The following is a 14972-nucleotide window of genomic DNA, read 5'->3' on the forward strand; positions in this document are numbered from 1 at the left end:
CGACCAGCCTGGCCACCAACCGGAAGGAGAAAACCGTCATGGACGTCATCAAGCGCATCGCCCCCGACAGAAAGCAGGGCGAACTGACGCCGCTTCTCGAGGCGCATCTCGACAGCATGTCGGGTGGGGCGAACCCCGGATTGGGCTGCGCCCATATCTCGACGGGCTGCAACGAGACCCACGACAGCCGCACCCAGTGCAGGTAAGCCGCCGGCAGGAGAGACGGACATGACCACGCGTTCCACCTATGGCCGCCTGATCGGCGGCATCACCGGCTCGGGCGAGCCGGCCGCTCCGCTCACGCAACTCCTCGACGAGCATCTCTCCGAGGTCTCGGGCGGGCGTTGTGGCTGTAGGCACAGTTCAAGTTCCAGCCACATGTCGACCATCTCGGGAACCAACCACGATTCTCGAACCGACTGCACCGTTCAGCGCTGAGGCGCCGGGGAGGGTGTGGTTCATGCCGCGCCCTTTACCCCAGACCGTCGCCTGTTGCGGCAGGCTTGCTTTCCGAAAGAGATCCCGATGACCCAAGTCCGCCGGCAGCGCTCGATCGACATCGTCGCCAAGATCACCGAACGCTGCAACCTGGCCTGCACCTATTTCTTCTTCGGGAGGGGACGAAACATGGCTTCGCCACTCGGCCGTGATGAAGCCCGAGACGATCGACGCGCTTGCCGGGTTCCTGGTTCGGGGCCAGCGAACTGGAACTGGACGACATCTACCTCGGCCTGCACGGCGGCGATCCGCTGCTGATGAAGAAGCCCGCCTTCGATGCGATGTGCATCCGCCTGCGGGCGGCGACGCCCGAGCGGACCAGGCTTTACTTCGGCGTGCAGACCAACGGCATGCTGATCGACGCGGAATGGATCGATCTCTTCGAAAAGCAAAAGGTCGGCATCGGCATCAGCCTTGACGGGCCTGCGGCGGTCAACGACCGCGCCTGGATCGACAAGAAGGGCAGGGGCAGCCATGCCCGCGTCCTGCAGGGTCTTCGCATCGCGCAGGAGGCCGCCCGGGCAGGCAGGATACCGCAGCCCGGCTGCGTTTGCGTCATCGACCCCGATCAGGACCCGGCAGAGATCTATGATCACCTGATCGGGGAACTCGGCTTCCTGCTGCCGCGTGAGGGGCATGACACCCGGATGCAGATCGACGCCGGGAAATGGCGCGGCTTCATGCGCCGGCTCGTGCCGCATTGGACCGATCCGGCGACATCCACCGTGCCGATGCGGATCCTGTCCGAGCCGCTGAAGGGCATGATCTCGGACGGGGGCGCGGCATGGCGCGACATATGGATCGCGAACCGCCACAACGTCATCACCGTGACAAGCGACGGCGAGTTGGGGCCGGACGACAACCTGAAGGGCCAGGACCCGCGCTTCCAGGAAACCGGCATGAGTGTCTTCGGCACCACCCTCGGCGACTTCGTCGAAAGCCCGCTCTGGCAGGGGATCGTCACGGGCATCGACCAGCTTCCCCAGCGCGGCTGCGACTGGCGGCGCGTCTGCGGCGGCGGGGACGTCTTCAACCGCTACAGCCGCGCGCATGGCTTCAGCCGCGAGAGCGTCTTCTGCGACGCCCTGGACGAGATGCACCTTGAACTTGCGCGCTACGCCGTGGGCCACGGCATCCTCGCCGAGGAGATCGCGGAGCGCCTTTCAAGGCCGCGTAGCTGCCGTGCGAGCAACCTGGCAGAAACGCGCCATGACGCCCGAGATGGGACGAATGAACGAGAGATTGCCCTGAACCAAGCGGATGCCTTCGTCGCAGGTCACGGTGCCGGGGCCGAGATCGCCTTGCTCTCGCGACCTGCAGAAGCGCTGACCTGAACCCAGCCAGCCATATCGCAGCCACGCTGCGCACGATCTCGCAGCCCCCGAAGCTGTCTCGAAGACCTGATGCCCTGCCAGTTCGGGCAGCCGAACCTTCGAGCCGGGAAATGCGCCTGCTGTGATCCTGTTCCGCGGTCCCATGTTCCGGCACCCTGCCGGAGCCGTCCTGTTCCCCGGCACGTCCCGGCTTTCACACCCTGCCGGAAGGTTCAGATCCCCTCGGCAGGGTGCAGGGGCAGGGTCACCCCCGGATCAGCGCCCGGTCCAGCACCTGCGCGACATGGATGGCCTGCCTGTCCGCGCCGTCCTGGATCTGGTGGCGGCAACTGGTGCCGTCGGCCACGATCAGGTCGTCCGGCCCGGCCTTGCGGACGGCGGGCAGAAGCGACAGCTCGGCCATCTTCATCGACACCTCGTGGTTCTCGGTTGCATAGCCGAAGGCCCCCGACATCCCGCAGCAGGAGCTTTCGATTACCCTCAGTTCCAGCCCCGGCACGGCGCGCAGGACAGTTTCGACCGGGCCCATCACGTCGAAGGCCTTCTGGTGGCAATGCCCGTGCAGATGGGCGACGCGCCCCCCTTGGTCGGCCAGCGGCAGGCTGATGCGGCCCGCCTTGAGGTCGGCGGCCAGCACCTCCTCGAACAAGAGCGCCTGCCCGTCGAGGAAGCCGGTCTCGGACGCCGGCAGCAGCGCCGTCATCTCGTCGCGGAAGGTCAGGATGCAGGACGGCTCCAGCCCCACGACCCGCGCGCCCCGTTCCACGAAGGGCCTGAGCGCCTCGGCCGAGCGGCGGACCTCGGCCCGCGCCTCGTCGGTCTGCCCCGAGGCGAGCCATGTCCGCCCGCAGCACATGGGCCTTGTGCTGCCCGCGGGCTGGACCCGGTGCAGGCGGTAGCCCGCGGCGATCAGCACCTGCTCGGCGGCCTCGAGGTTACCACGCTCGAAATAGCGGTTGAAGGTGTCGCCGAAGAGGACGAGATCCAGCCCGTCGCCCACGACATCCTCGGGCCGGGCCACGGGACGCGCCTCCTTCCACGGTTTGCCCCATTTTGGCAGGCTGCGTTTCGCGGAAACGCCCAGCATCCGTTCCGAAAGCTTTGCCACGAAAGGAAGCCGGTCGCGCAGGTTCAGGGCGGGCGCGAGGCGGTTCGCACGATGGGCAAGGCGCGGCAGGTTGGCGATCAGCCGTTCGCGCAGGGGAAGCCCGTGTTTCTTGTGGTAATGGTGCAGGAACTCGATCTTCATCCGCGCCATGTCCACGCCCGTGGGGCAGTCGCGCTTGCAGCCCTTGCACGAAACGCAAAGATCCAGCGTTTCCTTCATCTCGGCCGAGGTGAAGGCGTCCGGCCCCAACTGCCCCGAGATCGCCAGCCGCAGCGAGTTTGCCCGGCCGCGCGTCAGGTGCTGTTCCTCGCGCGTCGCGCGGTAGGACGGGCACATGGTCCCGCCCGCCAGCTTCCGGCAGGTGCCGTTGTTGTTGCACATCTCGACCGCGCCACCGAAGCCGCCCCATTCCGACCAGTCGAGCGCCGTCTTCTGCGGCTGCGTCGCCGCATAGCCGGGCTGAAAACGCATCAGGTTGCGGTCGTCCATCTTCAGCGGACGAACGATCTTACCCGGATTCAGCCGGTTTTCCGGGTCGAAGCTGTCCTTCACCTGCTCGAAGGCGCGGGTCAGCTTGGCGCCGAACAGCGGTTCCACGAATTCCGACCGCGAGATGCCGTCCCCATGCTCGCCCGAGAACGATCCCTTGTAGCGGCGCACCAGATCGGCCGTCTCCTCGGCGATGGCGCGCATCTTCCGCGCGCTGTCTTCGGTCTTCATGTTCAGGATCGGACGGACATGCAGGCAGCCGACAGAGGCATGGGCATACCATGTCCCGACAGTGCCGTGCCTGCTGAAGACCTCGGTCACGGCGTCGGTGTAATCGGCCAGGTGTTCCAGCGGGACGGCGCAATCCTCGATGAAGGAGACTGGTTTCCCGTCGCCCTTCATCGACATCATGATGTTCAGGCAGGCCTCGCGCACGTCCCAGACGGGTTTCTGGCGGGCCGGCTCGATCACCTCGACCACCGCGTCGGGGAAGCCATGGTCGGCCATGCACTGGTCAAGCCGTTTCAGGTCGCGTTTCAGCCCGTCGAGGTCGTCGCCCGCGAATTCGACCAGCAGCAGGCAGTTGGGCTTGCCGCGGGTGATGTCGCTCAGCGTGCGGACGAACAGGGGGATGTCGGCGCCCAGCACCAGCACGTTGTTGTCCACCAGTTCGACCGCGACCGGGTCGAGCGCGACAATGTGCTGCGTCGTCTCCATCGCGCCGCGGAAGGTGGGGAAATGGCAGACGCCCATGACGCGATGCTTCGGCAGCGCCGACAGCTTCAGCGTGACGCCGGTGGTCAGCGCCAGCGTGCCTTCGGAACCCACCAGCAGATGCGAGTAGTTCGGGTTTTCCGGCAGTAGCTCGTCAAGGTTGTAGCCGCCGACGCGGCGCTGGACCTTGGGAAAGATCGTCTCGATATCCGCGCGATGCTCGCGGGCGAGTGCCGTCAGCCGCTCCATGATCCCGCGGGCGCGGAGGGGCAGGGCGGTCAGTGGCGCGTCCCCGAGGGAAAAGTCCTCGCCGTCCGGCAGCATCCCGTCAATGGCCAGCACGTTGTCCACCATCTTGCCGAAGCGCAGCGAGCGTGCCCCGGACGAGTTGTTCCCGGCCATCCCCCCGATGGTGCAGCGCGAGGCGGTCGAGGGCTCGACCGGGAAGAACAGCCCGTCCTTGCGGAGATGGTCGTTCAGCGTGGTCAGCACGGTGCCGGGGCGGACATGGACCGTGCGGGCCTGCGGGTCATAGGCGGTGATGCCGCTGAAATGGCGCGACATGTCGAGGATCAGCCCGTCCCCGATCGGCTGGCCGTTCTGCGAGGTGCCGCCGCCCCGCGCGATGACCGGCACGCCATGCTCGCCCGCGACCTGCAGGGCGGCGGCGATGTCGGTCGTGTGCCGGGGGAAGGCCACGGCGCGGGGCATGATCTGGTAGATCGAGGCATCCGTCGCATAGCGCCCGCGGGTGAAGGCGTCGAAGCGGACCTCGCCTTCCAGCGCCTTGGCCAGGGCTGTCTGAAACGCTTGGCTGCGGGCGGCCGGAGGGGTGCGGGGCTTGGTGGATGCGTTCATCTGCCGGTGCCTTCCTGCTGGTGGGGTGCGGGAAAGTTAGACGACGCATGGATTGAATACAATATTTGGATTCAGGCGCGAGATCGTATTCAGTTCGTAGCGAGGTTCCGTAAGATGGCGTCCTTCGTGCTGCGCAGATGGTCGAACAGCAGGTCCGCCAGTTCGCCTCCCGCCCGGCGGCGCAGGGCGTCGAGGATCAGTTCATGTTCCCGCACGGCCTCGCGCCAGCGTTCGCCCTGCTCGTCAAGGTTCGCAGTGAAACGGACGCGGCGCAGCCGGCCCAGCAGGATGCGGGCGGCCGAGGACAGGGCGTCGTTGCCAGCGGCGGCAAGGATCGATTCGTGAATCTTCTGGTTGCAGGCGAAATAGCCCTGCCGGTCGCCGCGTAGGTAGAAGGCATACATCTCGCGATGGACCTCTTCGATGGCGTCGAACCAGGCGGGTGTGATCCGCTCGCAGGCGAGTCGCCCGGCCAGGGCCTCAAGCCCGCCCATGAGGTCGAACAACTCGCCGATCTCGTCGGGCGTCAGCACCTTCACGCGGGCGCCGCGGTTGGGCAGAAGCTCGATCAGCCCTTCCGAGGCCAGCACCTTCAGCGCCTCGCGCAGCGGCGTGCGCGAGACGCCGAAGCGTTCGCACAGCTCACGTTCCGAGATGCGGGCGCCGTCGGGAAGATCGCCGTGCACGACGTGATCGCGCAGTCGGGACAGGATCTCGCCATGCAGGGTGGTGCCGATGCGTTGGGCCGCAGGCCCGTCGCGTGTCGTCAGGTCGTTCATCCGCCCCCTCCCTGTCATCCGGGCAGCAAGCATAGCGGGTGGGTGGCAATCCGCCTAGATCGCGGCGCGGACTGAATGCAATCAAGCCGTGCCCGCCGCCTGGCCCGCAAGCGACTGGCTGACAGCGCGCAACTTGTTTTCCAGATGCTGCCGCAGGGTCGTGGCCAGCTTCTCACCGTCCTGGGCCGACAGGTGTTCGATAATCCACTCATGCTCCTCGACCGCCTGCGCCCAGCGGGCGGGGGTGGTGTTGGCGACATAGCGCGCCCGCTGCACCCGCGCCGACAGTGCCCGGTAATGGGCGGTCAGGGTCGGGTTGCGGGCGGCATTCAGGATGCCCTCGTGGATCTTCTGGTTCGCGGCGTAATAGCCGCCAAGATCGCCTGCCCGGTAACGGTCCAGCATCGCGGCGTGATGGGCGCGGATTTCTCCAAGCTCGGCGGGGGTGATATTCTGGCAGGCGAGTTCGCCCGCCAAGGCTTCAAGCGCGCCCATGACAGGGAACAACTCGTCCAGATCTTCCTGCGTGATCCGGCTGACGCGGGCGCCGCGGTTGGGTTCCAGCACCACCAGCCCTTCCGAGGCCAGCACCTTCAGCGCCTCGCGCAGCGGCGTGCGGGACACGTCATAGGCCTCGCACAACTCCATCTCGGGCACCTTCGCCCCCGGCGGCAACTCGCCGTGGATGATGAGGTCGCGCAGGCGCTGCGTCAGTTCCTCGTGCAGCGTCCGGCGCCGCGGCGGCTTCATGCTGTCGGGGACGTAGTTCATCAAGCGGTCGCCTGTGGCTGGTCCGGGCGGGGTCTTCGGGGGCGATGGTATCACCGCCCCCGCACCCCGCGCCAGACCCTCAGCCCGGATCGGCCTGCAGGCCCAGGGCCTCGATGGCGGCGACGGCGCAGACCTCGTCATTGTCGGATGTGTCGCCGGTGATGCCGACCGCGCCGATGATCTCGCCGTCCTTGCGGACCAGCACGCCGCCCGGCACGGGAACGAGGCTGCCGCCCGCGATCGTGTTCATCGCCTGGATGAAATAGGGCTGTTCCTGCGCGCGGTTGTAGATCGCGCGAGAGCCCATCCCCATGCCGATGGCCCCCCGCGCCTTGCCCTGCGCGATTTCCGCCCGCAGCAGGCTGGTCCCGTCCTGCCGCAGCAGCACCTTGAGATGCCCGGCGGCGTCCAGCACCGCCACGGTCAGCGGCTTCAGCTTCATCTCTCCGGCCCGGTCGAGGCAGAGATCGGCCAGCTTGCGGGCCATGTCGAGTGTCAGGGTCATGCGGTCCTCCTGTCGGTTCCCCGTGGTGATGCGCCCCGGCGATGCGGGGCGCAAGCCGCTCAGGCGTCGATGCCGGGGGCGGGGGTGGCTTCCAGATGCGCCATGGCGGCCGCGACGCCGCCCCTGTCATGCGGCACATCGGCCTTGGACAGCGCCATTTCCACGCCGCTGAGCGCACCCACCAGCGTCAGGTCGTTGATGTCGCCCAGATGGCCGATGCGGAACACCTTGTCCGCGACCTTGGACAGCCCGCTGCCCAGCGAGATGTTGTAATGCCGCAGGGCTGCGGCCCGGAAAGCGTCGGCGCTGTGCCCTTCCGGCATCATCACCGTGGTCAGGACGCCGCTTTCATGCCCCTGCCGGTTGCACAGCACCTCCAGCCCCCAGGCGCGGACGGCGGCTCGGGTCGCGGCGGCATGGCGCTGGTGGCGGGCAAAGACGGTGTCCAGTCCTTCCTCGTGCAGCATGGCGATGGCCTCGACGAGGCCGTAGAGCATGTTGGTCGCGGGGGTATAGGGAAAATAGCCCTTGCCGTTGATCTCGACCATCTCCTGCCAGTCCCAGTAGGACCGGGGCATCCCGTTCTGCTTCGCGGCCTCCAGCGCCTTGCCGCTGACGGCGTTGAAGCTGATCCCCGGCGGCAGCATCAGGCCCTTCTGCGAGCCGGATACGGCGACATCGACGCCCCATTCGTCAAAGCGGAAGTCGATCGAGGCAAGACCCGAGATCGTATCCACCATCAAGAGCGCCGGGTGGCCTGCCGCGTCGATCGCCCGCCGCACATCCGCGATGGGCGAGACCGAGCCGGTCGAGGTCTCGTTGTGGACGACGCAGACGGCCTTGATCTCGTGGTCCGTGTCGGCGCGCAGGTGCTGCTCGATCTGGTCGGGATCGGCGCCTGCGCGCCAGTCGCCGCCGATGAACTCGGCCCGGACGCCCAGCTTCTCGGCCATCTTCTGCCACAGGGTGGCGAAATGGCCGGTTTCGTACATCAGGACGCGGTCGCCTTCCTTCAGGACGTTGGCCAGCGCCGCTTCCCATGCGCCGGTGCCCGAGGAGGGGTAGATGATGACGTCCGCTTCCGTCTTGAAGATCGTCTTCATCCCCGCCAGCGCCTTCAGGCCCAGTTCACCGAACTCGGGGCCGCGGTGGTCGATGACCTGCGCCGACATGGCCCGCAGGACGCGGTCCGGCACCGGGCTGGGACCGGGGATCTGAAGGAAGTGACGACCGAACACATGGGTCATGGACCTGTCTCCCATAAGAAGCGTAATTTTGAATAATGAATGCAATCTTTGGCATCGTGGGTCAAGGCCAAAGCGGATGCGGCGCAACCACGCCGCATCCCGGGGCAGGGATCAGCCGGGGATGACCACGAAGATGATCCACAGCAGGAAGGGCGCCACCCCTGTCACCAGTGCGCCATAGCCGAGCAACTGGCGATAGAAGACCTGACGGTCGATGCCCTGCGCGTTGGCCAGCACCAGGGCGCCGCTGGTCGAGAAGGGGCTGACGTCCACGATGGTCGAGGCGACCGCCATCCCGGCGATGAAGGCGACCGGGCTGATGCCCGTGCCCGCCTGCAGGAAAGGCACCGCCAGCGGGATCAGCGCCCCCAGCAGCGCGGTGGACGAGGCGAAGGCCGAGACGATCCCGCCGATGTAGAACAGCAGCAGCCCCGCCATCAGCGGCGAAGCCATCGAGGCCACGCTGTTGCCGACGAAATCGATGGTGCCCATGTTTTCCAGCACCGCGACATAGGTGCCGACGCCGGTGATCAGCATGATCTCGGGCCAGGCGACCTGCGCCATCGCCCGCTTCTGCAGGTTGGGCTGGCACAGCGCGATGACAAGGCCGATGGTCAGCGACACGAAGCCGATGTCGAGCTTGAAGGCCAGCACCATCAGCGCCAGCGCCGCCAGCCCCACGACCGTGATGATCTGGATCGGGCTGCCGTCGGGCATCTCGCCCTTGGGCGCGTCGGTTGTCAGCCGGTTGGGGTCGCCCCCGGCCTCGGCGCCGATGCGGGGGGTAAGGGCCTGCGCCTCGCTGTCGCCGAAGATCTGCGGGCCGGTGGCCGGTCGGGCGATTTCGAGATGCGGGACGGTGACGGTATGGCCCAGGTCCACGCGCGCCTTCATCAGCTCGCGCCCGCCAAGGACGAGGAACAGGATCACCACGCAGACGAGGTTGCAGAAGAAGCTGGCGGCGAAGGTCACGCCGGGGCTGAGCGGCAGGCCCGAGCGTTCCACCACGCCGTTGGTGATGCTGCCGAAGATCCCGATGGGCGAGAAGGCCCCGGCCGAGGCCCCCATCGCCACCATCATCCCCATCATCAGGGGCGAGATCTTGTAGCGGAAGGCGAAGCTCAGCGCGATCGGCGCCACGATGGCCACGGCCCCCGGCGTCACCGCGCCGATGGCGGTGAGCACCGCCGAGATCGAGAACATGATCCAGGGGATCAGCGCGAGCCGCCCCTTGACCGCGCGGACGGCCGACCGGACCAGCCAGTCGATGGTGCCGTTGTTCTGCGCCAGCGCGAACAGCCAGGTGATCCCCGCAAGTGTGAGGAACAGGCCGCTGGGGAATTCTCCGATGATCTCCTTTGTGGTGTCGCCCGCAAGCAGCGTTCCGACAAGGAACGCGCCCACGAAGGCGAGAACGCCGATATTGATCGGCAATGCGGTTGCAATGACGAACATCGCAACCAGCGCGCAGATGGCAATGAGATGATGTGTCACGCGCGGCCTCCCTTCCTCGCATGGTATGTCCGGCGCCATGGATGCCGCCGTTGTGAAAAATTATGAATTATGAATTCGATCTCGACAAGGGATGTCATGCATCAGGGCTGGTCCATGTGGCAGATGCCTGGTCCCGTGCTGGCAGGCGGACCACGGGCTGCGGTCAGGTGCAGGGGCGAGGGCTGTTTCAGGAAGGATTGATGGGCCGATCTTCCGCACCGCTGCCCTTGCAGGCTGTTGGCACGCCGGGCAGGATGACATGTGCCGGCCCCGATCCCGCTGCGCACGGCCCGTCGCCGCCGGGGCCAAGGCCGATGACGCCGGGACGCCGCCGGTGATCATCCGGGATGGATCACCGGCGCCCCTGTGCTTTATGACGCGCAGGGCAGACAGGACAGGGAAGCTTCTCAATGCGGATGCGCGACACGATCATCAAGCCGATGCACCCCGAGGGCAGGCGCTTCGTCGCGATCTTCGCCGCCGTCACCATCCTGCTGTTCCTGCTGTGGGAGCCGCTCGGCTGGATCGGCACCGGGCTGACGGTCTGGTGCTATTACTTCTTCCGCGACCCCGAGCGGGTGACGCCCGCCCGTCCCGGACTGGTGGTCAGCCCGGCCGACGGGATCGTTTCCCTGATCGAGCCTGCGGTCCCGCCGGCCGAGCTGGGAATGGCCGACACCCCCCTGACCCGTGTTAGCGTCTTCATGAGTGTCTTCAATGGCCACATCAACCGCAGCCCCGTCGCGGGCGAGGTCACGGCGATCTCGTATCGCCCCGGCAAGTTCTTCAACGCCTCGCTGGACAAGGCGAGCGCCGATAACGAACGAAACAGCCTGCGCATCCGCATGGCGGACGGGCGCGACCTTGCGGTGGTGCAGATCGCCGGGCTGGTCGCGCGGCGCATCCTGTGCTTCGTCCGGCCCGGCGACCGGCTTGCAACAGGGGAACGCTTCGGCCTGATCCGCTTCGGCTCGCGGCTGGATGTCTACCTGCCGCCGGGGGTCGCGCCTCTGGTCGGCATCGGCCAGACCATGGTGGGCGGGGAAACCATCCTTGCCGACCTGAACGCGATCGTTCCGGTGCAGACATGATCCAGCCCGCCCCCCAGGCCGAGTTCTCGCTGTTCCAGCTTCTGCCGAACGTCCTGACCATTCTTGCGATCTGCGCCGGGCTGACGGCGATCCGCTTCAGCGTGCAGGGGGATTACGTCGTGTCCGTGCTGCTGATCATCGGCGCGGGCATCATCGACGGGATCGACGGGCGGCTGGCGCGGCTCTTGGGCAGTTCCAGCAAGATGGGAGCGGAGCTGGATTCGCTTGCCGACTTCCTGAACTTCGGCGTGGCCGCGCCCCTGACGCTGTATTTCTGGGCCTTGCAGGACATGCGCGGGCTTGGCTGGATCGCGGTCCTGGTCTTCGCGGTCTGCTGCGTGATCCGGCTGGCGCGGTTCAACGTCTCGGCCAAGGCGGATGCGCCCGGCGACAGCGCCTATTTCCAGGGCGTGCCCTCGCCCGCGGGGGCGCTGCTGGTCATGCTGCCGATGTATCTGTCCTTTGCGATTGCCGACCGGGCGGTGCTGCCGGACGTGGTGATCTGCCTTCACATGATCCTCGTGGGGCTGCTGATGATCAGCCGGCTGCCGACATGGTCCTTCAAGACCACGAAGATCTCGCGCGAGAACGTCAAGTTCTTCCTTGTCGGCGTCGTGGTCTTCGGCGCGGCCCTGTTCAGCTTTGCCTGGGCGACGCTGATCGTGCTTTGCCTGGGCTATGTCGCCATGGTGATCTGGGCGTGGATCGACCGGCGACGCCCCCGAAGCGGATAGGAGGTCTCCATGGATATCGAAGCGGTCCGATCCTCTTATTCGCGCTGGGCGCCGATCTACGACCGCACCTTCGGGGCGATCACCGGAAGCGGCCGGCGGCGGGCCGTGGACTACATGAACAGCCGTCCGGGATCGGTCCTTGAGGTCGGGGTGGGCACCGGCCTGTCGCTCGACATTTACGGGCCGGATATGCAGGTCACCGGCATCGATTTCAGCCGCGAGATGCTGCAGAAGGCCATCGCCAAGACCGAGCGGCTGCAACTGGACCATGTCCGCGAGTTGCGGCAGATGGATGCGCGCAGTCTCGACTTTCCCGATGACAGCTTCGACATGGTCGCGGCGATGCACGTCCTTTCGGTTGTCCCCGAGCCCGAGCGGGTGATGGCCGAAATCGCGCGGGTCTGCAGGCCCGGCGGAAAGGTCGTCATCACCAATCATTTCGCGCGGGAAAAGGGCGGGCTTGCCGCGCTGGAACGCGTCTTGGCCCCGCTGGCCGACAGGATCGGCTGGCATTCCGACTTCCGCATCGAGACCGTCCTGCAAGAAGACTCGCTTGCCCTCGAACAGCGCAAGGCCCTGCCGCCGCTGGGCCTGATGACCTTTCTGGTGCTGGGCAAGCGCGGCAGCCATACCTGATCCGATGCCGCGGTCCCGCCGGTTCCGGCCCGGCCGCTACGGACTCCGCCGATCAGTCCGTCAGAGCTTGCGCCGACACCGCGCAGTGAACGGCAGGGGTGGCCGCGGGCGCGGGGTGGCAGTTCTCGGTGGCGCCCAGCGGCTCGATCACGGCGCCGCTTGCGGGCAGCGTCACACGCCAAGGGTGAACATGCGGTCCCTGTGCCTCGCCATGGGCATAGGCGGTGAAGCTCAGGTCGGTCTCGGCGCAGCGGGTCGCGATGACCTTTACCCCGGCGCCTTCCAGCACGCCGCGCACGGTCTCGGCGCGGGCCGCGCAGGCGGCGGTGTCCTCGGGCGAGGACAGGGCCAGATGCGTGGCCCCGCCTCCGGGCGCCAGCGTCAGCACGACAAGAACGGGTTTCAGCATGGCGCAGTCCTTTGCGGCAAGGGGTCGGGTCGGTCCCGGTCTTGCGGGGGATCGTAGCGGCCGGGGCCGGGCTTCGCCATCCCCGCGTCAGCCGGAGGACGCGGGCAGCGACCCTTCCCTTTTGCGCGAATCTGCCGCACACAACGGCCATGTCGCGTGACCCGGACAACAACCAGACGTTGATAGCCGCCACCAACGGCCCGGTGGTCGAGGCCGACTCCACCGGCTTGGTGCTGCGGCTGTCTGACCGGGTGATCCGGGACATCGCCCGCCGCCTTCCGCGACCCCCCTTCGGCACTCCTGCCGTGCCTGCCGGCGAACCCGCGGCTCTCGTCCCGGCCGAGCGGCTGGATGCAGGGTTGCTGGGCGACATCGATGCTTGGGACTTGCAGCGCGAAGGCGACTGGCTGCGCTTTGTCGCGCATCGTCCGGGGGCGGAAGGGGCACGGCGCTATCGCCGCCATGTCGCGGGCGGCGGCGTGATCGCCGAAACGCCCGGCCCGGTCCTGGGGCTTCTGTCGCTGGGCGCGGGACGACGGCTGACCACCTTTGCGGGCGCACCCTGCTTTCCCCATCACGTCATGGCCTGTGCCCCCCCCGACGAGGGCGAGCCGGATCTGCCCGTGACCGGCTGGCGCAACCGGGGCGCGGACACCATGCTCGCCGATGCGCTGCTGTCGTTGCGGCACGAGGCCTATCGCGCGCTGCCGCTGATCGTCGCCATGCCCATGCCCCTGCCGCTTGGACCCTTGCCCTCGGCCGCAGGTCCCGCAATGGCGGGGTTGGACGACCAGTTGCGGCGGCTGGAGGAACTGGCGGGCTCGCTTGGAAAACCCGCGCGGCTTGCCTGCATCGGCATCGAGATCGGCCACGATCAGGCTCCCGTCACCGCCGCGCGGTTCCATGCCGATGCGCTGGCCTTCATGGATCTGATCGCGGCGCGGCTGGCGCCCGATCTCGGCACGCCGCGCTTTCTGATGGTCGCGGATGCGGGACCATGGTGGGCGAATGACGCTGATGCGAACCGCGCGGCGATCGAGGGACAGCATCTGCTGGCGCTGCGCCCCGGCCTGCATGATCTCACGGTGGTCGCGCCATCCTACATGTTTGCGCAGGACGACCTCGGCCAGCCGACCGAGGCGGCCCTGCTGGACCGCGCCCGGATCGAGGCCGAGGCGCTGGAGACCCTGCTGCGGCGGAAACCCTGGACCTGCCCGATACTGTGCCTTGCCGAGCGGGACGACCGCAGGCTCCGCGCCGTCTTCAAGGCCGACGGGCCGCTGGCGATCGATGCCTCCGACCCCTTCGGAGCCGGTCCGGCGGCGGGCTTTGCGCTGGCCGGGACCGCGGCGGGCATCTCGGGCGTCGAGATTGCCCCCGACGATCCGCAGAGCGTTCTCATCCATCTGGACGGCCCGCTGGAACCGCTTGCCGGTGCCCAGCCGCGGCTGGACTACGCCGTCGGCGGCCCTGCGCGCGGCCGGGGCGCGGCGCACCCTCCGGCCTGCGGGGCGTTGCGGGACCAATGGTCGCTGAACCGCGATGGCGGAACACTGCGGCGCTGGGCCTTGCCCGGCAGTCTCGTGATCCGGTGACGCCGATGCTGACGCTTCCCTTTGCCGTGCCCGAAGCTGCCCTGACCAATCGCGAGTCCGCCCGCCTGTCCAGGCTGACGCACGAGGCCGGGGGGGTATGGCTGCGCGGCGCCGATGGCCGGGCGGACCGATGGCCTGCAACGGATGGTGGAACAACCGCGGCGCCGGTTGCCGATCCCCCCGCCTTCGCGCTGCACGCCGGCCGCATGGCGCTGAACCTGACGGCGGGAGAGAACGGCGGCCTGCACCTGCCTGATGCCGTCCCCGACCCGGCGTGCTGGTCGGCGGCGATCCTGTGGACCAGCGACAGCCCCGCGCAGGCGCTGCTGGCCATGCGGCCCGAACGCGGCGGCAATCCGGTCCATCTTTCCGAGACCGAGGAAGGGCTGGTCTTCCGCGACGACGACGGCACCGCCTTGGCCAGCCTGCCGCATCGGGGCAGGGGCTGGCGGCTGACGCTGCTTTCCTGCGTTGATGGCACACTGCGGCTTTCGCAGGATGGGCAGACCGCCCGCGCAGAGGGGCTCGTGGTTCCCGAAGGCCCGGCGCATCTGCTGATCGGCTGCCGCAGCGCCCGGCGCGGGATGCGCCGGACGCTGGGCGCGGGCCGCATTGCCGAGGTCTGGCTCTGGCCCGGCCTCGACATCCTGTCCGATGCCGGCGCCGACCTGCGCCATGCGCTGGACGACCTTCTGCTGTGGGAGAGTTGA

15 protein-coding genes are annotated in these 14972 nt (G+C 67.7%); 8 read left to right on the forward strand and 7 right to left on the reverse strand.

All coding sequences use genetic code 11. From position 1 onward, the window contains the following. Positions 1–38: 38 nt before the first annotated feature. The 3 genes from JGR78_RS14985 to JGR78_RS14995 all read left to right on the forward strand — a co-directional run bounded on the left by JGR78_RS14985 (position 39) and on the right by JGR78_RS14995 (position 1832). The gene (locus tag JGR78_RS14985; RefSeq protein ID WP_182791095.1) at positions 39–206 is read left to right on the forward strand and encodes a hypothetical protein; all 168 of its coding nucleotides are present in this window, start codon (positions 39–41) and stop codon (positions 204–206) included. A 22-nt stretch (positions 207–228) separates the two neighbouring features. Then, a complete protein-coding gene (locus tag JGR78_RS14990) occupies positions 229–438 on the forward strand; it encodes a hypothetical protein (protein ID WP_182805689.1) in 210 nt (69 codons plus the stop codon). 236 nt (positions 439–674) lie between these two features. Then, on the forward strand, positions 675–1832 hold the full coding sequence (locus JGR78_RS14995) for a radical SAM protein (RefSeq protein WP_182791093.1): 1158 nt from the start codon (positions 675–677) through the stop codon (positions 1830–1832). A gap of 244 nt (positions 1833–2076) precedes the next feature. Here JGR78_RS14995 and JGR78_RS15000 read toward each other — a convergent pair whose 3' ends face one another. From JGR78_RS15000 to JGR78_RS15025, 6 genes are all read right to left on the reverse strand, one after another. Beyond that, entirely contained in the window at positions 2077–5001 is a 2925-nt protein-coding gene (locus JGR78_RS15000; RefSeq protein WP_182805691.1) for an FAD-binding and (Fe-S)-binding domain-containing protein, read from the reverse strand. 89 nt (positions 5002–5090) lie between these two features. Next, complete coding sequence (locus JGR78_RS15005; protein WP_200559350.1) at positions 5091–5780, reverse strand: GntR family transcriptional regulator; 690 nt, start codon at positions 5778–5780, stop codon at positions 5091–5093. Between the two features lie 81 nt (positions 5781–5861). After that, entirely contained in the window at positions 5862–6551 is a 690-nt protein-coding gene (locus tag JGR78_RS15010) for a GntR family transcriptional regulator (RefSeq protein WP_182805695.1), read from the reverse strand. Positions 6552–6630: 79 nt separating this feature from the next. Continuing rightward, positions 6631–7056: a heme-binding protein gene (locus JGR78_RS15015; RefSeq protein ID WP_182791089.1), complete on the reverse strand. Its 426-nt coding sequence runs from the start codon at positions 7054–7056 to the stop codon at positions 6631–6633. A 59-nt stretch (positions 7057–7115) separates the two neighbouring features. Further along, the gene (locus JGR78_RS15020; protein WP_234450771.1) at positions 7116–8303 is read right to left on the reverse strand and encodes an alanine--glyoxylate aminotransferase family protein; all 1188 of its coding nucleotides are present in this window, start codon (positions 8301–8303) and stop codon (positions 7116–7118) included. A gap of 111 nt (positions 8304–8414) precedes the next feature. Next, positions 8415–9797, reverse strand: coding sequence for an SLC13 family permease (locus JGR78_RS15025; protein WP_182791087.1), 1383 nt, complete (start codon positions 9795–9797; stop codon positions 8415–8417). Positions 9798–10207: 410 nt separating this feature from the next. Here JGR78_RS15025 and JGR78_RS15030 point away from each other — a divergent pair, with 410 nt between their 5' ends. Genes JGR78_RS15030 through JGR78_RS15040 form a run of 3 tightly spaced genes read left to right on the forward strand, consistent with a single transcriptional unit; the run spans position 10208 to position 12258 of the window. After that, a complete protein-coding gene (locus tag JGR78_RS15030; protein ID WP_182805701.1) occupies positions 10208–10888 on the forward strand; it encodes a phosphatidylserine decarboxylase in 681 nt (226 codons plus the stop codon). After that, entirely contained in the window at positions 10885–11622 is a 738-nt protein-coding gene (locus JGR78_RS15035; protein ID WP_182805703.1) for a phosphatidylcholine/phosphatidylserine synthase, read from the forward strand. The genes JGR78_RS15030 and JGR78_RS15035 overlap by 4 nt, the downstream gene beginning before the upstream one ends. Before the next feature lie 9 nt (positions 11623–11631). Further along, positions 11632–12258, forward strand: coding sequence for a class I SAM-dependent methyltransferase (locus JGR78_RS15040; protein WP_182805706.1), 627 nt, complete (start codon positions 11632–11634; stop codon positions 12256–12258). A gap of 52 nt (positions 12259–12310) precedes the next feature. Here JGR78_RS15040 and JGR78_RS15045 read toward each other — a convergent pair whose 3' ends face one another. Next, on the reverse strand, positions 12311–12667 hold the full coding sequence (locus JGR78_RS15045) for a hypothetical protein (protein WP_182805708.1): 357 nt from the start codon (positions 12665–12667) through the stop codon (positions 12311–12313). Positions 12668–12816: 149 nt separating this feature from the next. Here JGR78_RS15045 and JGR78_RS15050 point away from each other — a divergent pair, with 149 nt between their 5' ends. Further along, on the forward strand, positions 12817–14262 hold the full coding sequence (locus tag JGR78_RS15050; RefSeq protein WP_182805710.1) for a hypothetical protein: 1446 nt from the start codon (positions 12817–12819) through the stop codon (positions 14260–14262). A 5-nt stretch (positions 14263–14267) separates the two neighbouring features. Beyond that, positions 14268–14972 (forward strand): hypothetical protein, encoded by a 705-nt coding sequence (locus JGR78_RS15055; protein WP_182805716.1) that lies wholly within the window; start codon positions 14268–14270, stop codon positions 14970–14972.

Source organism: Paracoccus sp. MC1862 (assembly GCF_016617715.1).
Taxonomy (GTDB): Bacteria; Pseudomonadota; Alphaproteobacteria; order Rhodobacterales; family Rhodobacteraceae; genus Paracoccus.